Below are 21,823 nucleotides of genomic sequence, written 5' to 3'. Positions count from 1 at the left end.
AACCAACAGTCAGGCCTCTTAGCCCAATGGCAAAGAGGCCTTTTTATTGGTATCAGGATGGAGGTCACCTGGCTGCGAACACCCGTGTTCACTGGCTGCGTCGCGCTGGTTGTCTTTTGTCACCAAACGGATGCAGTTACGCCCTTGCGCTTTGGCCACATACAATGCACCATCCACCTGTTGCAATATTTCAGCTGCCGATAATTCACCGGCAAGACACCAGCTTGCCCCGATACTGACCGTCACTCCAAAGGACTGGTTCTGATACACCAGACGTAATTCTTCTACCTCCCCCCGTATGCGCTGGGCGATTGCCAGAGTTTGTTCAACATCGGCCTCTGGCAACAAAATGGCAAACTCTTCGCCACCATAACGGGCAGCAAATGCCCATGAAGGCAAACAGCTTTGCAGCAATTGCCCTATGCGGGTCAGACACAAATCACCCGCTGGATGTCCCTGTTTATCATTGATTTGTTTAAAGTGATCCAAATCCAGCAATAAGATCCCCAAAGGGCCCTGTAAACGTAACCGCTGCAGCTGAAGATTGAAATGGCGACGATTAAACAATCCGGTTAACACATCGGTGCGGCTCATCAGATCCAGACGTTCGGCGGAGTCTTTCAGCTGGAAGCGGGTCAATAACTGCCGCCAGTATTCCCGATGATGCAAACGACAAAAGCGATAAACCGGATAGAGTGATATCACCAGCAATCCGCCCGCCAATATGTCATGAGGCCGCCACTGAGTCACAATTGCCAGGCCGATGGGCAGGGTAAAAGTCATTAAAAACAGTCGTAGCTGCTGTAAATCAATCGAGAGGGAAATGCTGATAAAGGCGTAAAGAATGCCGCAAATCATTAAGGCGGGTTCTCGCAATACCGCAAATTCTTCCACGTGCAAAATCATCGCCATCAAAAATGACCAGCTCAAGGCATTCAACGCCAACCCGAGCGCAATACGCCAGTCAATAGGCGCCACCACCGACAATGATTGTGTCTTGAGTGCCTGCGCCATAAAATGCCAAATTCCCAGCGCCCGGGCACCCGCGGCCACCCATAACAGCAACGCCCCTTGCCACATTTTGCCCTGTTCAATGGGCATGGCTAACAAGCCATTGAAAGGGATCAGAAAAAACACCCAGCAAAACAGATAGACCACCGAGCCGGACATCATGCGCCAACGCAAATCTTTCAGGAAACGTTCCCGCACTTCTATACGATATTTTTCCGGGATATTCACTGTGATATTAGCTCCGAAAACAGATGGCCAATACAGTATAGGCAATAAAAAAGCGTTGAATGTCAACGCTTTTGTTTATAGTGTGTCTCACGCCGCCCGATAACGGGCCTGTTGCCATTTCAACCACAACAAGCCGCAAAGGAACAACAAGGTACTGGCCAGCAATCCCAACCACACGGATTCGGTAAAGCCCAGCACCACGTAACCGCCCAAAGAGATAAGCGCCACCAGCACCGCATAAGGCAACTGGGTCAACACATGGTCAATATGATGGCAGCTGGCACCGGTGGACGACAGGATGGTGGTATCTGAAATCGGCGAGCAATGATCGCCAAATACCGCCCCCGCCAACACGGACGCCAGCATGGGCAACATCATGCCCTGATGACTGCCCATGGCCATGTCGGCAGCAATGGGCAGCATGATGCCGAAAGTGCCCCAACTGGTGCCGGTGGAAAATGCCGTTAACCCCGCCAAAATGAACAGCACCGCCGGCAACAACGCAAACGGAATGTTACCGGTTGCCAAACTGGCCATGAACTTGCCGGTTTCCAGTGCGCCGATAATGCCGGCGATGGTCCAGGCAAACATCAAGATGTAGATGGCCGGTAACATGGAGCGGGCCCCGGCGGTAAGCGCCTTGAGGATCATCTCTGGGGCAATTTTTTGGGTAAAGGCCAACAGCAGTGTCACCCCTAGTCCTACCAGCGCACCGAAAAACAATGACGAACCCACATCGGTTTTTTCAAAGGCACCAATCAGGCTAAACGGCAGTTGCTCCTGGGCCAGTGCCTTAGCGCCACTGTCGACCATGAAATAAAAAGTGGCAATCACCAAACTGGTAATCGGTAAAAACAGGCCTCGCACCTGCCCGCTTTCCGCTTCCGGCAAATCCCCGTTGGCACCAGGCGGCAACCCCTTGGCATCATCATAAAGATGGCCTTTACGGGCACTGAGCTCATGGCGCCGCATGGCCCCGATGTCCAGTTCCATAAATGCCACGCACAGCAGCAACAGCAGGGCAAAAATGGCATAGAAGTTCATCGGGATCATCTGCATGAACGCATTGAGATGACCGCCATCACTCATCCCGTGACTGGTAAGGATCCCGCCAATCAGGGCGATGATATAGGCCCCCCAACTGGAAATGGGCGAGATCACGCACACCGGAGCGGCGGTGGAGTCCAGCAAATAGGCCAGTTTTGCGCGGGAAATGTAATAACGGTCGGTTAGCGGCCGGGCAATGCTGCCCACCACCAGGCTGTTGAAATAGTCATCGATAAAGACCACACATCCCAGGAACATGGTAAGCAATTTTGCATCCCGCCGGTTGCGGATATGCTGTCTGGCCCAATCAGCAAAAGCACGGGCGGAGCCGCTGACGGTGATTAATGCGGTGATCATCCCCAGTAGCATCAAAAAGCCCAGGATATACAGGTTCCAGGCATTGGGCGCGCCATCGTCCCACACAAGTGCGGTAATACGGCTGCCCAGATACCATGCCGAATCCGTGACAGACCACTGATTCAGTAACAGGGTACCCATAAGAATGCCCACCCCAAGGGACAACAACACCTTGCGGGTAACAATGGCGAGCAGGATAGCCACTACGGGTGGCAATAATGAAAGTGCCGAATCGGCATAACTAAGTACTGTCATTTTTAATATATTCTAATGTGACCGGCGGGAGGCATAAAACGGCATACAAGAGACACAACGTCCCGTGATGCCAGCCGATCATGACAGACCGACGTCTTTCAGTAGCGCTCCACGGCAGTTAACCTGGCTATTGCTAGCCTACCATGGCAGTGCTGCCCCTATTCGGGAACAGCCCCAGCAGCGAAATTGATGGTTTCAGCTACTTCGGCACCGGATCCTTTCACGACACATCAAACGGTATCACCCTGCTTGTCGTTACTCATATCAGGTGCGCCTCTACTTCTCAGAACACCATATGGCGTGAGGCAGAAAACAAAAAAGGCAGCAAGGGTGCTGCCCGTTGCTGCCTATCCTGACGCAGTTGCCGAATTAAATCAACTCTGCCAACTGCGGTAATGCTTCAAACAAATCCGCTTCCAGGCCATAATCTGCCACCTGAAAAATGGGCGCTTGCGGATCTTTATTAATGGCAACAATCACTTTGGAATCTTTCATGCCTGCCAGATGTTGGATGGCACCGGATATGCCCACGGCGATATAAAGTTCCGGAGCCACGATTTTTCCGGTCTGTCCCACCTGCAGGTCGTTGCTGATATAACCGGCATCCACGGCTGCCCGCGACGCGCCCACGGCGCCGCCCAGCTTATCTGCCAGTGTTTCCAACAAGGCAAAATTCTCGGCGCTACCCAATGCCCGGCCACCGGAGATAACCACGCGGGCACTGCCCAGCTCCGGCCGCTCGGATGCCACAACCGTATGAGACACTTCAGTGCATGCGGAAGGGATTACCGCATCCAGCGAAATAATTGCCCCGTTGCCGTCATTCGCCACGCCGTCAAAAGCACTGGCGCGCACAGTGGCAACTTTCACGTCATCCAGCGTTTTCACGGTTTCCAGCGCATTACCGGCATAAATGGGGTGTACAAAGGTATCCGCATCCACCACCGAGACAATTTCAGACACCATGGCCACATCCAGCAAGGCGGCAACCCTGGGTAACAAGTCTTTCCCCGCTGAAGATGCCGCGGCCACAATGTGGCTATAGTCCGAGGCCACACTCACCACCAGCTTGGCCAGGTTGTCTGCCAGTTGCCCCTGGTATACGGCATTGTCGGCCAGCAGGACCTGCTTGACACCGTGCAACTGCTGCGCGGCTTGCGCCACAGCGGCGCAATCACTGCCGGCCACCAGCACGTCAATGTTATCGTTCATGCTCGCTGCAGCAGCCACTACCTTAGCGGTTTCAGCCTTCAGGCTGACATTATCATGTTCTGCGATTACTAAAACGGCCATGTCAGATCACCTTTGCTTCATTTTTCAGTTTATCCACCAGCTCTTCGATAGAAGATACCATTACCCCGCCCTGACGCTCCGCGGGCGGCGTTACCGACAATATCTGCTGATGGGGTTTCAGGCTTACCTCCAGCTCTGCCAGCGTGAGCGTCTCAAGTGGCTTGCGTTTGGCCTTCATGATATTGGGCAATGAGGCATAGCGGGGTTCATTCAGGCGTAAATCCGTAGTGACAACCGCTGGCAGTGACATGCTCAGCTGCTGCAAACCACCGTCCACTTCCCGTGTGACCAACAGTTTTTCTCCGTCAATATCCACGGCTGAAGCAAAAGTGGCCTGGGGCATGTCGGTCAGTGCCGCCAACATCTGTCCTGTCTGATTGTTATCGCCATCAATGGATTGCTTACCCATCAAAATCAGCTGCGCCTGCTCTCGTGCTTGTACCGCTTGCAGGATTTTTGCAATGGAAAGTGGGGGCAACGCATCATCGGTTTCCACCAGAATCGCGCGATCAGCACCTAGCGCCATTGCCGTGCGCAATTGCTCCTGGGCGACTTTGGGACCAATGCTTACCACAACGATTTCAGTGGCTTTACCGGCTTCTTTCAATCTGACCGCTTCTTCCACGGCAATTTCACAAAACGGGTTCAGTGCCATCTTGAGATTGGCAGTGTCCACGGCAGAGTGCTCTGCGTTGACACGAATTTTGACGTTGGCATCCACCACCCTTTTAACGGGCACTAATACTTTCATAGGGCTTCCTTCGCTGCACTCGTAACAGAAATCAGAACTTGCGGCACTCACCAGCAAGGTGTTGTACTCGAAGCAACTCTAAGCTACGTTTACGTTCACGTCAAACTTTTTAAACGAGCGTTTGCCTAAAGTTTTATATAAAGGGAACTGTTGCCCATAAAAAAGGGTCCTAGGCTTGATTAAGTTTGCTTAAAAATAAAAAAAACGCGGATAAAGTGAATTTCATTTGATCCGGATAAATAATGTTTCTATTATTCGTGGGAACATTATTTTAAACCAAAGTTATATATAGAGACTGGAATCAAAATAATATGAGCGAATTTCTCGAAATATTGACTCACGCCCGTCGCTTTAAGGCTGCTATCAAAGATTTAAGCGTGGAAGAGCTGCGCGATATATTAAATAAACTTGAAAAGATTGTGGCTGAACGCGAAGAGGAAGCCGCAGAGGAAGCACAGGCACAAAAAGAACGCTTGGCTAAAATTGAAGAGATCCGTCAACAGATGGAATCTGTTGGCCTGTCTGTTGAAGACTTGGGCGCAGTAGTTGCACCTAAGCCGACTAAAAAACGTGCGCCACGTCCACCCAAATACAAAATTGAAGTAAATGGTGAAACCATCACTTGGACAGGCCAGGGTCGCATGCCCACTGTATTTAAAAATGCAGTGGAAAATGGCAGCTCCATGGATGACTTCCTTATCGAGTAAGCCCGGAGTCATTTTTAACAGCCCTGTTTTTTAACAGGGCTGTTTTGTTTCTGTCAGCAAATTGTCAGAAACATAACTTTCCAACCTTACTTACAATTCATTATTGGTATTTACACTCTATCTGCGATACCGTTAGTTTTGCCCTTCAGCTCAAGAAAGGTTCATCCGTTTATGAAATTGCAGACTTTCACCGCAGGTTTCCTGACCTTGGCCTGTTTCAGCATTCAGGCCGGCGAAAGCCAGCTGACAGACAACACGCCGCGCAAAACCGCACTTACCCATGCCACCTTGGTTCTGTCGCCGGAAAAGACATTACCCAATGCCACGCTGGTGATAGAAAATAATAAAATTCTGGAAATCATCAGCCACGGTAATATTCCGCAAGATGCTTATGAGATAAATCTGGAAGGCTATCGCGTTTATGCCGGTTTTATCGACCCTTACGCTGAATACGCAATAACAGAACAAGCTAAAGTTAACACTAAAAAACCACCGGTATATAAAATTGACCGTATCGGTGGAAATGCTGCCAATGGTGCCATTCACGCAGAAAAAGAATGGTTTTCTCAGGTATCACCCGATAGCAAAAGTGCGCAGAAATGGATAAAGAACGGATTTACCAGCGTACAAAGCGCCCATATGGACGGAATATTCCAAGGGACATCCGTGACATTATCGCTCGCGGATAAAAAAGCCAACGACATCATTTATAAATCCCGTGGCAAACAGTTTATGTCTTTTAATAAAGGCAGTTCCGTACAAGATTATCCCACTTCCCTCATGGGGAGCATGGCACTTATTCGGCAAACTTTCAGCGATGCCCGTTGGTATAATGACACCATCAGCAAGGCTGCCGATTATCCGGAAACCGTGTCGAAACCCGAATTTAATATTGCCCTGGAACGTTTAAAGGATATTAAAGCTCAAGGGGTTATCTTTAATACTGACAATCTTAATAATGAATTACGTGCAGCCAAGTTATTGAAACAACAAGGACTGTCGGTACAGTTATTAGGAACCGGCCATGAATATGCCCGTATCGATGAGTTGGCCCAATACCATCCTCAGCTCATTTTGCCCTTGAATTATCCTGCCGCACCAGCAGTAGATAATGAAGCGGATGCCGCCAATGTTTCCCTGTCACAACTGCGTCACTGGGAGCGCGCACCGGGCAATCCGGCGGTGGTGGCCCGGCAGCAAATTCCCTTTGCGCTGACCCAATACGGTATTGATGCCAAAGCGTTCTGGCCCCGATTGAAAATGGCCGTTAGCGCCGGGTTGAGTGAACAACAGGCATTAACCGCACTGACCACCCAAGCAGCAGAGCTGGCAGGCATCAGCCACATGGCGGGCAAATTAGCCCCCGGGTACATGGCTGACCTGGTGATAACCAAAGGCAGCCCGTTCACCAACGGTGAAATCGTCGGCGTCTGGCTGCAAGGCAAAGCCCATCAATTGCGCCCTGAAAATCATGTCTGGCAAGGTGACTACAAGCTCAATTTTGCCCAGCTTGAACTTGATTTGTCACTGAAAATGGCCACTGGCACGGATGGTGAGCCTCACGGCACCTTTAATAGTGGCGATGATGAAGTCGCCATTACCAATATCAGCGCCGATAAAAAACGCATTCACTTCAGTGCGGAGCTCAGCGCTGCCGGCATTGCAGGTATCAGCCGCTTTACGTTATGGCGCGATGATGAAGGCCTGCGCGGCCGCTTGTTGCTGGCCGACGGCCGCATTGAGCCGGTCAATGGCGTCAGCATAGCCCCTGTTGACCATCAGGCTGAGGCGTCAACTGCTCCCCCAAACACCTATATCAGCCAGCAGGTCACCCCCCAGCAGGCTTTTGGGGTGGCAACGCTACCCGCCACGGAAAAGCTGCACATCAAAAACGCCATGGTCTGGACCTCAGCCAGTTCAGGCAACCTGCCGGATACGGATGTGCTGATTGCCAACGGTAAAATCACCCGCATCGGCCAACAGCTCAGCACGCCCTCCGGCTATCAGGTGATTGATGCCAAGGGCAAGTACCTGACGGCCGGCATTATTGATGAACACTCTCACATTGCCATTAATGGCGGCGTGAATGAAGGCACTGAAGCCGTCACCGCCGAGGTGCGCATTGGGGATGTCATCAACCCGGATGCCGTTGAAATTTATCGCTCTTTGGCTGGCGGCGTAACTACCGCCAACCTGCTCCATGGCAGTGCCAATCCCATTGGTGGCCAGGCCCAGGTAATCCAGCTGCGTTGGGGCGAAACCGCCGACGGCCTGAAATTCAAGGAAGCCAATCCCGGAATAAAATTTGCCTTGGGCGAAAATGTCAAACAGAGCAACTGGGGGGACAACTTCAAACAACGCTTTCCCCAAAGCCGCATGGGGGTGAAAGCCCTGTTTGCCGACACCTTCAATGCCGCACTGGAATATGACAACCAGCGCCAGGAGTATGCCGAACTGCGCTCGCGCAATAAACGCCGCACCCCGGAACCACGGCCGGATTACCGCCTGGATGCTGTCGCACAAGTGGTCAAGGGTGAGCGCGATGTGCATATTCATTCCTATGTGCAATCAGAAATCCTGATGTTTTTGCGCTTGGCAGAAGCCTATGATTTTCAGGTTAAAACCTTTACCCATGTACTGGAAGGCTACAAGGTGGCCCCCGAGCTGGCCGCGCACGGGGCCGGCGCCTCGACCTTTGCCGATTGGTGGGCCTATAAATTTGAGGTTTACGATGCCATTGCGCAAAACGCCTGTTTGATGCAGCAACACGGGGTATTAACCTCCATCAATTCTGATGACTATGAAATGCAGCGGCGATTGAATCAGGAAGCTGCCAAATCAGTGCAGTACTGTGACATGAGCCAGCAGGATGCCTGGAACATGATAACCATCAATCCTGCCAAGCAGCTGGGGGTGGATGCCATCACCGGTTCCATTGAACCGGGCAAGCAGGCGGATTTAGTGCTGTGGGATCAAAACCCGTTATCGGCCTATGCCAAAACCGAAGCGGTATGGATCAAGGGCAAGCGTTATTTTGATCGTACGCTGGATGCCAAGAAAACACAGGCCATTGCCAATGAACGGCAAGCACTCATTCAGAAAATACTGCGCAGCAGCGCCAAGCGCCAGCAAGGCGAACCCCTCAGCGTAACACCAGAGCCCATGTGGCACTGCGACACCCACTACAATGCCTGGAGCCATAAGGAGATCTCACAGTGAGCCATCTTCGCTTAATGTTATTGTTAGGACTGCTTATCGGCACCGGTGCCGCCCGCGCCCATGACATGATCCCTGCCCCGCAGCAAACCGGCGCCATCTTATTGCAAAATGCCACCGTGCATTCCGTATTGCATGGGGTACAACCCCACACCGATGTGCTGCTGGAACAGGGCAAAATCACGGCAATCGGGCCTAAATTGACCCATGCTGATGCCAACATCATCGACCTTAGCGGCAAACACCTGTATCCGGGGCTGATTGCATTGGACACCACCCTGGGGCTGACGGAGATTTCCATGGTCCGCGCCACCAACGATACCCGGGATGTGGGTGACGATAACCCCCAATTACAGGCCAGCACCGCTTATAACCCGGACTCGGAGCTACTGCCCACCGTGCGGGTGCATGGCATTACCCATGCCCAAAGCACTCCCCGCGGCAAGGGATTGGCCGGGCAATCGCTGTTGGTATCCCTGGATGCCTGGACCGTTGAGGATGCCGCCCATCCTGCCAGCCGCCAGTTTCATCTGTACTGGCCCACCCTGCCAAAGCGTTACGCGGATAAAGAAAAAACCGCCAAGGCCCGCAGTCGCTATCAACAGGCCGTTGCACGCATCGAGGACTATTTCACCGCGGCCCAGCGCTATCGCCTCGGGGCGGACAGCCAACAGCACATCAAGGAAGATATCCGCTGGCAGGCACTGTTACCGCTGTTACGGGGCGAGGGAAAACTCTTTGTCCATGCCGACACCCAACAAGCCATAGAAGAAGCCGCGGCGCTGGCAAGAGCGCACAAATTACCGCTGGTGATTGTGGGCGGTTACGATGCCTGGCGTCTGGCAGACGTATTGAACGAGCAAAATGCCGCAGTCATTTATACCCACACCCTGGATCTGCCCCTGCGCGGGGATGAGCCCATCGGGCAGGCTTTTCGGATCCCCGCCTTGTTAAAGCAGGCAGGCATTCCCTTTGCACTGGGATTCAGCAGCGATTGGAACAGCCGCAATTTACCCTTGGCTGCCGCCCAAACCGTGGCTTGGGGATTAACCCCACAAGAGGCCCTCAAGGCCATTACCTATGATGCGGCACAAATTATCGGCGCTCCGGGGCTGGGAGCCATTGCCGTGGGGTTTGATGCCAGCTTGGTCATCAGCAGCGGAGATATCCTGGATCCGCTAACCACTAAAATAGAAGCGGTATATATTGATGGACGGCAAGTGGATCTGAATAATCGCCACCGTCAGCTTTATCAAAAGTACCTCAAGCGATAGAATCAACACTTGGCCCCGCAAGGTCGCGGGGCGCTATCAGCCTTCATCATTCATAAGGTACAACCATGAAACATCTGGTTTTTTTACCACTGGCCGTACTGCTTGGCGCTTGTGGCAGCAACTACACGTTTAACTCCAACCTGAATAAAAAGGCATTCAAGGAATACTTCAAACCCTCAGAAGTCAAACTGTTTGACCACACACAGCCAACCGTGCCCTATGATGTGCTGGGGCTGGTGCAGGGCACTGCCTGTCAGAGCGTGGCCAACAGCACCCCGGCCTCGCTGGCAAATGCCCGCACCGATGCCCGTCGCAAAGCGGCCGACATCAAGGCCAACGGCTTGATTATCAAAAGCTGCACCCAGTTGAAAGAACCGGAAGCCGGTTGCTACAGTAGTGCCGTTTGCGTAGGGCAAGCCATCCGCTTACAGGTACAGGACTGAGCCACATTGATGCAGTTTCACAGTCGTATTGAAGCCGTTGCAGTTTGCCATACGCCCTATAAACAGAAGTTTGGCATTCCAAGGCAGCCGGGGCTGGTGGACTTTGTCCGCGGCCATGTGGAGTTGGTGCCGCCTTACAATCATCTGGACGCCGTACGCGGGCTGGAGCAGTATTCCCATCTGTGGCTACTGTTCAGCTTTCACCAAAACCTGGCACAGGGCTGGAAAACCACCGTGCGCCCTCCCCGCTTGGGCGGCAATGAAAAACTCGGGGTGTTTGCCACCCGTTCCACCTTTCGCCCCAATGGCATTGGGCAATCAGTGGTGAAACTGCACCATATCCACCAGCACAAAGGCAAAGTGACGCTGGAAATTTCGGGAATGGATTTGCTGGATGGCACGCCGATTATCGACATAAAGCCCTACATTCCGTTTTCTGATGCCATCCCCCATGCCTGTGGCGGTATGGCCCAAGACGCCCCGGTACAGGTTGATGTGCACTTCAGTGACAAGGCAATGGCCCACATCATGCGCCTTGGTCCCCAATACCCGGGACTGCAACAACTGATTGTGGCCGTACTGGCGCAAGACCCCCGCCCGGCGTATAAAAAAGCCAAGGAAGATCCCAAACGCTACCAAGTGGCCTTGTATGATTTGGACATCTTCTGGTATGCCACGCCGGCAGGTATCGAAGTTGTCGACTTGGCACCAGCCCCCAGCCAACGCCGGGAATAATCCGCCAATGCCCCGCAAGACTAAGCTGCCCGACAACCCCAGCCCATCATCCCGGGCATCCGCGGCTACTGGCGATGAACCACGGACACCCGGCGCTGACACCCAGGCAACCGAGCGCGCCGAAGCATTACGCCAGCAACACAAAAAACGCCTGTCGTGGATGCCTTGGCTGTGGTATCGCCTCAAACCCAAACACTTAACGTGGGCCGCGCCCTGGCAACAAAAAATCCAGCAGCAACTCACCGCCATGGAAACCGTCACCCTTGGCGACAACTGCTTCATTGCGCCACAAGCGGCCCTGTTTGCCGAGCCGGGCCGCCCCATCACCATCGGCCGGCAATGCATGATTGCCGCCAACTGTTTTCTCCATGGCCCCATTACGCTGGGCGATGAAGTGAGCATCAACCACAGTTGTTCGCTGGATGGCGGCAGCAAGGGCATCATCATTGGTAATCAAACCCGCATTGCCAATAACGTCACCATTTATGCCTTCAATCATGGCATGGCACCGGACATGCCCATCTACCGCCAAAGTAGCCGCTCCCGTGGCGTGGTGATTGGCAAGGATGTGTGGATTGGCGCCCAGGCGGGGATTGTGGATGGCGTGACAATTGGCGATGGAGCTGTCATCGGCATGGGCGCCGTCGTGACCAAAGATGTACCGCCGTGGGCCATTGTGGCAGGTAATCCGGCCCGGATTATCGGCGATCGGCGCCACAAACCGGTCAGCGGCAGTGAACAGCATTTTCCCCGCACGCCCTCAACATAAAATTACGCTTTCACCCCCGCCGCAGCGTGACATCATCAAAGCAGATGATAAAATGACGGCCATTTCATTTCATTGGGATCTTGGGTAAATGCGAATCAGCCAATACCTGTTATCAACGCAAAAGGAAACTCCTGCCAACGCAGAAGTCGTTAGTCATCAACTCATGCTGCGCGCCGGGATGATCCGCCGCAATGCTTCCGGTCTGTACAGCTGGTTGCCTTCCGGCTTGCGCGTCTTGCGCAAAGTGGAAGCCATCGTCCGTGAAGAGATGGAAAAAGCCGGTGCCGTGGAAATCTTGATGCCCATGGTTCAGCCTGGGGATTTATGGGTGGAAAGTGGCCGCTGGGATAAATTCGGCCCGGAACTGCTGCGTTTTGTGGACCGCAATAACCGCGACTTTGTTTTGGGCCCCACCCATGAAGAAGTGATTACGGATCTTATCCGTAAAGAGATCAGCTCCTACAAACAGCTGCCGCTGACGCTGTTCCAAATCCAGACCAAATTCCGTGATGAAGTGCGCCCGCGTTTTGGCGTGATGCGCGCCCGGGAATTCCTGATGAAAGACGCTTACTCTTTCCATCTGGATCAGCAAACCATGGATGATACCTATCACGCCATGTACACCGCCTACTGCAACATCATGTCGCGCATGGGGTTGGAATTCCGGCCAGTGCTGGCCGATACCGGCTCCATTGGCGGCAGCATGTCCCATGAGTTCCATGTATTGGCCCAAAGTGGCGAAGACCTGATTGCCTACTCCACCGGCAGTGATTATGCCGCCAATATCGAGAAAGCAGAATCACCGCTGCCAACAGCCACCCGCGCTGCCGCTACCGCAGAACTTGCGCAAGTGGACACCCCCAATGCCAAAACCATTGAGGAGCTGGTCAGCCAGTTTGCCATTGCCATCGAGAAAACCGCCAAGACACTGATTGTACGCGGTGACAGCGAAGAAACACCGCTGGTGGCCGTGATGGTGCGAGGCGATCATGAACTGAACGAAGTCAAAGCCAGCAAATTGCCAGGGGTGCTGGCGCCACTGGAATTTGCCACTGAAGCTGAAATTCGGGCAGCCATCGGTGCGGGCCCCGGTTCACTGGGCCCGGTAGGGCTGGACATGCCGCTGTACATTGACCATGCAGTAGCCGTAATGAGCGACTTTGCAGCCGGTGCCAACCTTGATGGCAAGCACTACTTCAACATCAACTGGGAACGGGATGTGGCACTGCCGCAGGCATTTGACATCCGCAACGTGGTGGAAGGCGAAGCCACACCGGATGGCAAAGGCACCTACGCCTTTGCCCGGGGTATCGAAGTGGGTCACATCTTCCAGCTGGGTACCCGTTACTCAGAAGCCATGAATGCCACCGTGCTGGATGAAAACGGCAAAGCCCAAATCATGCTGATGGGCTGTTATGGTGTGGGTGTCAGCCGTATTGTGGCCGCTGCCATTGAGCAAAACCATGATGATCGCGGCATTATCTGGCCAGATGCCATCGCACCGTTCAAGGTCGGCATTTTGCCCATGAACATGCACAAATCCCACCGGGTAACCGATATCGCCGAACAGCTTTATCGCGATCTGAACGCTGCGGGCATTGACGTGCTGTTTGACGATCGCAAAGAGCGCCCAGGGGTGATGTTTGCCGATATGGAACTGGTTGGGATCCCTCACACCATCGTGATTGGCGATCGCAACATTGATGCGGGTGTGTTTGAGTACAAAAACCGCCGCACCGGTGAAAAGCAAGAAATCCCCATGGCGGAGATTGTCGACTTCATTAAAAAGGCAACCTGCTAGATTGGCTGTTTGTGCCTGTAACTGCCTGCTAAACATCGGCAGTTACAGGAGTGCTACATTGCGGGCTCACGCCCAATAAAAAACGCAGCAGATGCTGCGTTTTTTATTGGCTTTGCTTGAGATACCGGGGCATTAAATGCACGGTGGCACGTGCTGCACCGAGGCTTTATCAGGCCTTGGCATCCACACCCTCGCCCTTGGAGACCATCACCATGGCCGGGCGCAACAAACGTTCATTGAGGGTGTAGCCCTTTTGCATCACCAACATCACGCTGTTGGCAGGGTATTCAGCACTTGGCTGCATGCCAATGGCCTGGTGCTTGTCTGGATTGAAAGCCTCACCCAAAGGCTCGACCGGTTGCACCCCGAACTTGGCAACGGCAGACAACAAGGACTTCAGGGTCAATTCCACCCCTTCAAACATCGCCTTGGTAGACTCATCGGCCTTGTCAGCCCCCACCAAAGCCCGCTCCATGTTATCAATCACCGGCAGTAATTCGTTAACGAACTTTTCCAGAGCAAATTTATGGGCTTTTTCCACATCCAAGGCCGCACGGCGACGCATGTTTTCCACTTCTGCGGCGGCACGCACCACGGAATCCTGTTGTTCCTGTACTTTGGCCTGAGCCTCGGACAACGCCTGCTCCAGCTCTTCAATGCGGAAATTGGCCTGGGTAAGTTCATCCATCACACTGCTTTCAGTGGTGGTATCTGCGGTGTTAGCCTGCTCAGCTGCTTCATGCACCTGCTCTGCTTTATGTGACTCTTTACTCATTTTCACTCCGGCTAAAAATGCTTTAAATGCTTTGTTTCTGCATACTCTGAGCATATTATGGGGATCAATTTCAGCGTTTCAACCCTGGGCTTTCAAAAAGTATGCACTCGGAATTTCACACCATTGGCCTTATCGGCAAACCTCATCACCAGGGCACCATTCAAACGTTGAAACGCTTGCTGCACTGGTTACAGGCCCGTCATCATGAGGTTTTGGTGGAAGAGCGGGTAGCCGGTGAATTGGGCCGCAACGTGGAAGCGGTTGATCTGCTGGAAATCGGTGAGCGCTGTGATTTGGCCATTGTGGTGGGTGGCGACGGCAACATGCTGGGGGCAGCCCGGGTCTTGTCAAAATATGATATCGGCGTTATCGGCGTTAACCGGGGGCATTTGGGCTTTTTGACCGATCTGCCGCCGGATGCCTTTGAAGAATCATTGTCAAAGGTGTTAAAGGGTGAATACGAAACGGAACACCGTTTTTTGCTAGAGGCGGAAGTGCACCGCCATGGCGAGTTAAAAGCGTCGAACACCGCGGTGAACGAAGCTGTGCTGCACCCGGGAAAAATCGCGCACATGATTGAATATGAGGTCTATATTGACGAGCAGTTCATGTACAGCCAACGCGCTGACGGCATGATAGTTTCCACCCCCACCGGCTCCACCGCCTATGCGTTATCCGCCGGTGGGGCCATTTTAACCCCAAATCTTCAGGCACTTATCTTGGTACCCATGTTCCCCCATACACTGTCTTGCCGGCCGATTGTGGTTGACGCTTCCAGCACGATTAAACTGGTGGTTTCCCCGGATAACGGCGAAACCCTGGAAGTGGGCTGTGATGGCCATGTCACCCTGGCGGTTTTACCGGGAGATGAAATCATCATTCGGCGCAATATCCATGAACAGTTAAAGCTGATCCACCCCAAAGGTTATAACTATTTTCATGTTTTGCGGCACAAACTCGGCTGGGGCAGTAAATTATTTTAAGGCCGAACCCCCTTCTTTCCTCTGACAAAAGACAAACATTTTTGGTGTTTTATTTCATAAATGGGTAGCTGTAGCATTTATCACCATTTTGTTTGTTTATTACACAACCCCAAAATCGCATTTTAATCCATTGTTTTTAAAATATTTTTAATTTTTGATGCTGTTTTGTTCACGTTAAGCCATCACTAATGTGATATTGATCATATTAGTGATGGCTAATTAATTTTTAACTTTTGATCATCTGTGAAAAAATCAGATCAGTATCTTTCAGAAATCGCTTAAATAAAGTCGATAAAATGGCTATATATAAATAAACAGCATAAACTATTAAAAAATTATGCTTGTGCAGAATTACCGCCTCAAATCACTTGTGATATATGTCACAAATAATACAATTGCTTTCCTGCGTAAGCTCCCATAGACACAAAATGGTCTTCAGCAGGCTGTTCAAGATGATCCAGATCATATTGACTCTGCAAAAATTGACAAAGATTATCCATAAATAACAAAACTGGCTGGAGTTCGTTTTTTGGGGAACATCCAGACCAACATAACGACAATTACAAGCAACATGAAAATAAGAGGCAAACATGACCTTTCTGCAACTCCTCGCTAGTCTGAGTCCAGTGATCAGCGTAATGCTGTTTCTGGTGCTGTTACGTATGCCAGCGTCCAAAGCAATGCCCATCTCCATGGTATTGACGGGCGTGGCAGCGGCGTTCATCTGGCAGATGGATACCCATCTGCTGGCAGCGTCAGTCGTAGAAGGCCTGTTGGCCGCTATTACGCCGCTGACCATCATCTTCGGTGCGGTGTTCCTGTTAAATACGCTGAAATATTCAGGAGCAATGGATACCATCCGTTCAGGGTTTACCAATATCAGCGCCGATGCGCGGGTACAGGTAATCATCATCTGTTGGTTATTCGGTTCATTCATTGAAGGTTCTGCAGGTTTCGGTACTCCCGCAGCCATCGGTGCCCCCCTGTTGGTGTTGCTGGGCATTCCGCCCATTGCCGCTGCAGTGGTAGCCTTGATTGCTGACTCCGTATCCGTATCTTTCGGGGCCATTGGCCTACCCGTGCTGTTTGGTATGGAACAGGGGCTGATTGAAGGCGGTAGCAGCATGGCGGCCAGTCAGATTGCCGAACATGGCGGCCACTTCAGTGATTACGCCCAGTTCATTGCAAACCACATGATCACCATTGACCTGTTTGTGGGTTCATTCATTCCGTTGGTCATGGTTGCCATTCTGACTGGCTTTTTCGGTCGTAAAAAGTCTTTCACCGAAGGTCTGGCCATCTGGAAATTCGCCCTCTTTGCCGGTCTGGCATTCACCATTCCTGCCTGGTTGATTAACTTCTTTGCCGGCCCTGAGTTCCCGTCAGTTATCGGTGCGTTAATCGGTATGGCGCTGGTCATTCCCGTGGCCCGCAAAGGTTGGTTACTGCCAAAAACCCCATGGCACGATTTTGCTGAAAACGACGAAGGTGGCGTGAAGCTGGGGACTGAAGTGCGCTTCAGCCAGTTTGCTGCCTGGACACCTTACCTGATTATGGCGGCATTGCTGGTACTGTCCCGCGTTGTTGCGCCGCTGAAAGCCTGGTTGGTGAGCTTTAACATCAGCATTACCGGCATCATGGGCACCAGCCTGAAAGCCGGTTTTGCCACGCTGTACGCACCCGGCGCGTTCTTCATTGCCGTGTGTATTCTGGGTTTCTTCCTGTTCCGCATGAATTCAGAAGCCATCAAAAATTCTGTCACCGTATCCTGTAAGTCCATGATCCCGACCATCATTTCCCTGGGGGCTTCCGTACCCATGGTGAAAATCTTCCTGAACTCGGGCACCAACGAAGCCGGTTTGTCTTCCATGCCTGTGGCACTGGCTAACCTGCTGGGCTCAACCCTGGGGTCAGTATGGGAGTTCATGGCGCCTATCGTGGGGATTTTCGGTGCCTTCCTGTCTGGTAGCGCCACCTTCTCCAACATGATGTTCTCTGGCCTACAATACAGTGTGGCGGAAAATATCCAGGGCAATCACACTCTGTTCCTTGCATTGCAGGGAATGGGCGCAAACGCTGGTAACATGATGTGCGTAATGAACGTGGTTGCAGCGGCGACAGTGGTTGGTATGGCTGGCCGTGAATCAGAAATTATTCGTAAAACCATGCCGGTTGCGCTGGGTTATGCCCTGCTGGCTGGCACAATCGCCTTTGTATGGGGCGGTTACTAAACGCAACAAGATAATAGACCGGAAGCAGGAGCCTATGTAGCTCCTGCCAACTCATGTGGGTTAATGTACAAAAGAGATGTCTTATGTCAATTAATTATCAAGCTGTAACTGAAAGCCTGCGCCAATTGCTGGGAGAAAATGCGGTCAGTAATGACCCAGTTCGACGTTTTGCCTGGTCCACTGATGCCAGCTATTTTCGTATCGTGCCAGAAGTCGTTGTTCACGCTGAAACACTCGATGATGTTAAGAAAACGCTGGCGGTTGCCCGCGAGCACAAAGCACCGGTAACATTCCGCGCTGCGGGTACCAGTCTTTCCGGTCAGGCGATCGGCGAAGGCATCCTGTTAATGCTGGGTTTTGACGGTTTCCGCGTACTTGAAATCAGTCCCGATGCCAACAAGGTAACACTGGGGGCTGCCGTTATTGGTTCTGACGCCAACGCGGCGTTGAAACCGTTGAACAAGAAAATTGGTCCTGACCCTGCAACCCTGGCTTCAGCCATGGTGGGCGGTATCATGTCCAACAACGCCTCAGGGATGTGTTGTGGTACTGCACAAAACAGTTACCAGACCATCGCCTCCGTGAAGCTAGTACTGGCAGACGGTACTGAACTGGATACCGGTTCTGAAGCTTCCAAGGCGGCATTTCGCAAGTCCCATCCCGAGCTGCTGGAATCACTGAGAAACCTGGGTGAGATGGTTCGCAACAATGAACCGCTGGCAGCGCGCATTCGTAAGAAATATGCCATCAAGAACACCACCGGTTACAGCCTGAACTCACTGGTGGATTTTGAAGATCCTTTCGACATCATCAACCATATTCTGGTAGGTGCGGAAGGGACACTGGCCTTTGTGGATGAAGTGACCTACCACACCGTAGATGAAGCCAAGTTCAAGGCATCAGCCCTGGCTGTATTTTTCAACATGGAAGATGCCGCCCGCGCCATTCCGCCAATTCAGGGCGAAAGCGTGGCTGCTGGTGAACTGTTGGACTGGGCATCCATCAAAGCGGTTACCGGCAAACCCGGCATGCCAGACTGGCTGTCTGCACTGCCAGAAGGCGCTGCCATCCTGCTGATTGAATCCCGAGCCAATGACAAGGAAACCCTGGAAAAATACACCCAGGACGTTATCCAGAAACTGGCGCACATTGAAACTGAACGGCCTATCACCTTCAGTTCCGATCCTGCCGTATACAGCAAATACTGGGCAATGCGTTCCGGTCTGTTCCCCATCATCGGTGGTGCCCGCCCCAAAGGCACTTCGGTCATCATCGAGGATATCGCCGTTGAAGTGGAACACCTGGCCAGCTGCGCTCACGATTTGACCGCGCTGTTCCACAAATTCGGTTATCCTGAAGGGGTGATTTACGGCCACGCGCTGGCAGGTAACTTCCACTTCATCATTACGCCAAAATTCCATTCTGCCGAAGACATCACCCGTTTCCACGACTTCATGGAAGGCGTGGCCGACATGGTGATCAATACCTTCGATGGTTCCATGAAAGCTGAACATGGTACCGGCCGTGCGGTAGCACCGTTCGTAGAACTGGAATGGGGTCACGAAGCCTATACGCTGATGAAAAACATCAAGCAGATCTTCGACCCGATGGGACTGTTGAACCCTGGCGTCATCCTGAACGATGACAAAAAAGTACACGTGAAAAACATCAAGCCATGCCCTGTGGTAGATGATTTTGTTGACCGTTGTATCGAATGTGGTTTCTGTGAGAAAACCTGTCCGACCTCAGCCTTGAACCTGACACCCCGTCAGCGTATTGCCACCCTGCGTGAAATCGCCCGTCTGGAAGAAACTGGCGATAAAGAAGCTGCAGAGAAAATGCGGGCCGCGGCCAAGTACGATGTGGTTGATACCTGTGCGGCCTGTCAGCTGTGTACCATCGCCTGTCCGGTGGATAACAGCATGGGTCAGCTGGTGCGTAAACTGCGTACCCCTTACATCACCACCACCCAGCAGAAAGTGCTGGACTTCCAGGCCAAGCACTGGGGTGCGGTAAACACCGCCCTGAGCAGCGGCTTCAACATCCTTAACATCATCAACAAAGTCACCGGCAATGCCATTACCGGCGGCATGATGAAAGCGGGCCGAGCCATTTCCGCTGAAGTGCCTTACTGGAATCCGGATTTCCCCAAAGGCGGCACCCTGCCACAACCATCCACTCCGCAGCCTGGCAAACCCACCGTGGTTTACTTCGCCGCCTGTGGTGGACGTACCTTTGGCCCGACTCCTATGGATCCGGACGACCGCACACTGCCAGACGTGGTTGTGACACTGCTGGAACGTGCTGGTTACAACGTCATCACCCCACCCAAAACCCGCAGCCTGTGCTGTGGCCAGATGTGGGAATCCAAGGGCGACTTCAAGAATGCTGACGGCAAACGCGATGAGCTGATTGAAGTGCTGCGCAAAATCTCTGACAACGGCAAGCTGCCGATTGTGATTGATGCCCTGTCTTGTACTTACCGTACCCTGACCGGCAACCCGGATTTCAAAATCCTGGACTTGGTAGAGTTCCTGCACGATGACGTCATGCCAAAACTCAAGCTGACCAAGAAACCGAATGTGGCACTGCATCTGGGTTGTTCTGCCCGCAAGATGCACGTTGAACCGCAAATGGAAGCCATCACTGCCGCTTGTGCCAGCAACATTGTACGGCCAGCAGGCGTGGATTGCTGTGGTTATGCCGGTGAGAAAGGGTTGTACAAACCTGAAATCAACGCGTCAGCCCTGCGTAACATCAAAAAACTGTTACCGGCTGAAATCAGTGAAGGCTACTACGCTAACCGCATGTGTGAAGTGGGTCTGAGCCATCACAGTGGCGTTTCTTACCGCCACCTGGCTTACCTGCTGGAAGAGTGTAGCCGCTAAGCCTGCATCTATCCGCACTACAAGGGGGAGTTGATAACTCCCCCTTTTTCATTTTTGTTATGTAATAAATTTTCGTGGGAAAAATACAAGAAAAATCAAAAATAAATTATACTAATCAATAGGTTAGTTTTTATCATTTTTGAGAAAATTAGGCGATTCATTTACTAAATAGCCACTACTGCCAAGCGGATTGAAGGTATATATTCGCTAGCACATCCGGCCGATAATCAACATAAGCTGAAGTAGTGAACCACACTGCCAAAGGCCAGGATGTGAGCAATGTCGCTAAAAGCACTAAGGAAACGCCATGAAGATAGCTTTATTTATCCCTTGCCTGGTTAACCAGCTGCAACCCCAGGTTGCCATTGCCACCATGGAGCTGCTGGAAAAACTGGGACACGATGTCATCCTGCCAGAAGGACAAACCTGCTGCGGTCAGCCCATGACCAACTCCGGCTGCTTTGATGAAGCCCGAAAAACCGTACTCAAACTGCTGAACGCCTTCAAGGGCGTGGAGTGTGATGCCATTGTCTGCCCGGCTGCCTCCTGCCTGGTGGCCGCCAAGGAAAACTTCCATGAGTATGATGACAGTGACGAAGCCAAAGCCGTCATTGACAAACTTTACGAGCTGACCGAGTTTTTGCACGACGTGGCCCCTGTGGACAGCTTCCCCCATGCGTTTCCCCATAAAGTCAGCCTGCAGTTATCTTGCCACGGTCTGCGGATGCTGGAGCTGGCCAAACCCAGCGAATCCATGAAGCCCGGCTTCAACAAGATGGCCGCATTACTGGAAAAAGTGCCCGGCGTGGAGATCCTCTATCCGGAACCCCGTGACGAGTGCTGCGGTTTTGGCGGTACCTTTGCCATGGATGAAGGCGCGGTTTCAGCCAAAATGGGCAACGATAAGGCCAGAGCGCACCTGAGAACCGGTGCCGAATACATTGTGGGATTCGACCCCTCCTGCCTGATGCACCTCGATGGCTTGATCCGCCGCGACAACATGCCGATTGAAGTTCGCCACCTGGCGCAGATCCTTAACGCTGCCATATAGGAGCCATC

Annotated in this window: 16 protein-coding genes and 1 riboswitch; of the genes, 11 read left to right on the top strand and 5 right to left on the bottom strand. The window is 52.4% G+C overall.

Annotation, left to right across the window (positions count from 1 at the left end):
* Positions 1-18: 18 nt before the first annotated feature.
* The 4 genes from ACIDEJ_RS00775 to ACIDEJ_RS00760 form a co-directional block, all read right to left on the bottom strand.
* Complete coding sequence (locus tag ACIDEJ_RS00775; protein ID WP_411986185.1) at positions 19-1,239, bottom strand: GGDEF domain-containing protein; 1,221 nt, start codon at positions 1,237-1,239, stop codon at positions 19-21.
* Between the two features lie 87 nt (positions 1,240-1,326).
* The gene (locus ACIDEJ_RS00770; RefSeq protein ID WP_411986184.1) at positions 1,327-2,898 is read right to left on the bottom strand and encodes a Na+/H+ antiporter NhaC family protein; all 1,572 of its coding nucleotides are present in this window, start codon (positions 2,896-2,898) and stop codon (positions 1,327-1,329) included.
* A 94-nt stretch (positions 2,899-2,992) separates the two neighbouring features.
* Positions 2,993-3,185, bottom strand: a riboswitch (Lysine riboswitch).
* Positions 3,186-3,267: 82 nt separating this feature from the next.
* Positions 3,268-4,191 (bottom strand): electron transfer flavoprotein subunit alpha/FixB family protein, encoded by a 924-nt coding sequence (locus ACIDEJ_RS00765; protein ID WP_411986183.1) that lies wholly within the window; start codon positions 4,189-4,191, stop codon positions 3,268-3,270.
* A gap of 1 nt (position 4,192) precedes the next feature.
* A complete protein-coding gene (locus ACIDEJ_RS00760; RefSeq protein ID WP_411986182.1) occupies positions 4,193-4,942 on the bottom strand; it encodes an electron transfer flavoprotein subunit beta/FixA family protein in 750 nt (249 codons plus the stop codon).
* 311 nt (positions 4,943-5,253) lie between these two features.
* Here ACIDEJ_RS00760 and ACIDEJ_RS00755 point away from each other — a divergent pair, with 311 nt between their 5' ends.
* The 7 genes from ACIDEJ_RS00755 to ACIDEJ_RS00725 all read left to right on the top strand — a co-directional run bounded on the left by ACIDEJ_RS00755 (position 5,254) and on the right by ACIDEJ_RS00725 (position 13,887).
* Complete coding sequence (locus ACIDEJ_RS00755) at positions 5,254-5,649, top strand: H-NS histone family protein (RefSeq protein WP_411986181.1); 396 nt, start codon at positions 5,254-5,256, stop codon at positions 5,647-5,649.
* 171 nt (positions 5,650-5,820) lie between these two features.
* Positions 5,821-8,868, top strand: coding sequence for an amidohydrolase family protein (locus ACIDEJ_RS00750; protein ID WP_411986180.1), 3,048 nt, complete (start codon positions 5,821-5,823; stop codon positions 8,866-8,868).
* Entirely contained in the window at positions 8,865-10,139 is a 1,275-nt protein-coding gene (locus tag ACIDEJ_RS00745; RefSeq protein ID WP_411986179.1) for an amidohydrolase family protein, read from the top strand. The genes ACIDEJ_RS00750 and ACIDEJ_RS00745 overlap by 4 nt, the downstream gene beginning before the upstream one ends.
* A 65-nt stretch (positions 10,140-10,204) precedes the next feature.
* Positions 10,205-10,582: an Rcs stress response system protein RcsF gene (rcsF, locus tag ACIDEJ_RS00740; RefSeq protein WP_411986178.1), complete on the top strand. Its 378-nt coding sequence runs from the start codon at positions 10,205-10,207 to the stop codon at positions 10,580-10,582.
* Between the two features lie 9 nt (positions 10,583-10,591).
* Positions 10,592-11,317 (top strand): tRNA (N6-threonylcarbamoyladenosine(37)-N6)-methyltransferase TrmO, encoded by a 726-nt coding sequence (gene tsaA, locus ACIDEJ_RS00735; RefSeq protein WP_411986177.1) that lies wholly within the window; start codon positions 10,592-10,594, stop codon positions 11,315-11,317.
* 160 nt (positions 11,318-11,477) lie between these two features.
* Positions 11,478-12,086 carry an acyltransferase gene (locus ACIDEJ_RS00730; RefSeq protein WP_411986558.1) on the top strand — a complete coding sequence of 203 codons (609 nt, stop codon included), beginning with the start codon at positions 11,478-11,480 and terminating at the stop codon, positions 12,084-12,086.
* A gap of 88 nt (positions 12,087-12,174) precedes the next feature.
* Positions 12,175-13,887 carry a proline--tRNA ligase gene (locus ACIDEJ_RS00725; RefSeq protein WP_411986176.1) on the top strand — a complete coding sequence of 571 codons (1,713 nt, stop codon included), beginning with the start codon at positions 12,175-12,177 and terminating at the stop codon, positions 13,885-13,887.
* A gap of 169 nt (positions 13,888-14,056) precedes the next feature.
* Here the strand turns inward: ACIDEJ_RS00725 and grpE are convergent, their stop codons facing one another.
* Positions 14,057-14,662: a nucleotide exchange factor GrpE gene (gene grpE, locus ACIDEJ_RS00720; RefSeq protein ID WP_411986175.1), complete on the bottom strand. Its 606-nt coding sequence runs from the start codon at positions 14,660-14,662 to the stop codon at positions 14,057-14,059.
* Positions 14,663-14,763: 101 nt separating this feature from the next.
* Between grpE and nadK the strand changes: the two genes are divergently transcribed.
* The 4 genes from nadK to ACIDEJ_RS00700 all read left to right on the top strand — a co-directional run bounded on the left by nadK (position 14,764) and on the right by ACIDEJ_RS00700 (position 21,815).
* Positions 14,764-15,645, top strand: a complete 882-nt coding sequence (gene nadK, locus ACIDEJ_RS00715) for an NAD(+) kinase (protein ID WP_411986174.1) — start codon at positions 14,764-14,766, stop codon at positions 15,643-15,645.
* 590 nt (positions 15,646-16,235) lie between these two features.
* The gene (locus ACIDEJ_RS00710; RefSeq protein WP_411986173.1) at positions 16,236-17,876 is read left to right on the top strand and encodes an L-lactate permease; all 1,641 of its coding nucleotides are present in this window, start codon (positions 16,236-16,238) and stop codon (positions 17,874-17,876) included.
* An 83-nt stretch (positions 17,877-17,959) separates the two neighbouring features.
* Positions 17,960-20,764, top strand: a complete 2,805-nt coding sequence (locus ACIDEJ_RS00705) for an FAD-binding and (Fe-S)-binding domain-containing protein (RefSeq protein WP_411986172.1) — start codon at positions 17,960-17,962, stop codon at positions 20,762-20,764.
* A 307-nt stretch (positions 20,765-21,071) separates the two neighbouring features.
* On the top strand, positions 21,072-21,815 hold the full coding sequence (locus ACIDEJ_RS00700) for a (Fe-S)-binding protein (RefSeq protein ID WP_411986171.1): 744 nt from the start codon (positions 21,072-21,074) through the stop codon (positions 21,813-21,815).
* Positions 21,816-21,823 lie beyond the last annotated feature (8 nt).

Source organism: Shewanella mytili, from assembly GCF_046765975.1.
In the GTDB taxonomy this organism is placed as follows: Bacteria; Pseudomonadota; Gammaproteobacteria; order Enterobacterales; family Shewanellaceae; genus Shewanella; species Shewanella mytili.
This window is presented reverse-complemented; position numbering and strand designations above follow the sequence as displayed.

What these genes read in the sequence shown, in the direction of transcription:
- ACIDEJ_RS00750 (WP_411986180.1), top strand. Translation starts at nt 5,821, where the DNA reads ATGAAATTGCAGACTTTCACCGCAGGTTTCCTGACCTTGGCCTGTTTC.
- ACIDEJ_RS00770 (WP_411986184.1), bottom strand. Translation starts at nt 2,898, where the DNA reads ATGACAGTACTTAGTTATGCCGATTCGGCACTTTCATTATTGCCACCC.
- nadK (WP_411986174.1), top strand. Translation starts at nt 14,764, where the DNA reads ATGCACTCGGAATTTCACACCATTGGCCTTATCGGCAAACCTCATCAC.
- ACIDEJ_RS00755 (WP_411986181.1), top strand. Translation starts at nt 5,254, where the DNA reads ATGAGCGAATTTCTCGAAATATTGACTCACGCCCGTCGCTTTAAGGCT.
- ACIDEJ_RS00705 (WP_411986172.1), top strand. Translation starts at nt 17,960, where the DNA reads ATGTCAATTAATTATCAAGCTGTAACTGAAAGCCTGCGCCAATTGCTG.
- ACIDEJ_RS00710 (WP_411986173.1), top strand. Translation starts at nt 16,236, where the DNA reads ATGACCTTTCTGCAACTCCTCGCTAGTCTGAGTCCAGTGATCAGCGTA.
- ACIDEJ_RS00700 (WP_411986171.1), top strand. Translation starts at nt 21,072, where the DNA reads ATGAAGATAGCTTTATTTATCCCTTGCCTGGTTAACCAGCTGCAACCC.
- ACIDEJ_RS00760 (WP_411986182.1), bottom strand. Translation starts at nt 4,942, where the DNA reads ATGAAAGTATTAGTGCCCGTTAAAAGGGTGGTGGATGCCAACGTCAAA.
- ACIDEJ_RS00765 (WP_411986183.1), bottom strand. Translation starts at nt 4,191, where the DNA reads ATGGCCGTTTTAGTAATCGCAGAACATGATAATGTCAGCCTGAAGGCT.
- tsaA (WP_411986177.1), top strand. Translation starts at nt 10,592, where the DNA reads ATGCAGTTTCACAGTCGTATTGAAGCCGTTGCAGTTTGCCATACGCCC.
- rcsF (WP_411986178.1), top strand. Translation starts at nt 10,205, where the DNA reads ATGAAACATCTGGTTTTTTTACCACTGGCCGTACTGCTTGGCGCTTGT.
- ACIDEJ_RS00725 (WP_411986176.1), top strand. Translation starts at nt 12,175, where the DNA reads ATGCGAATCAGCCAATACCTGTTATCAACGCAAAAGGAAACTCCTGCC.
- grpE (WP_411986175.1), bottom strand. Translation starts at nt 14,662, where the DNA reads ATGAGTAAAGAGTCACATAAAGCAGAGCAGGTGCATGAAGCAGCTGAG.
- ACIDEJ_RS00730 (WP_411986558.1), top strand. Translation starts at nt 11,478, where the DNA reads ATGCCTTGGCTGTGGTATCGCCTCAAACCCAAACACTTAACGTGGGCC.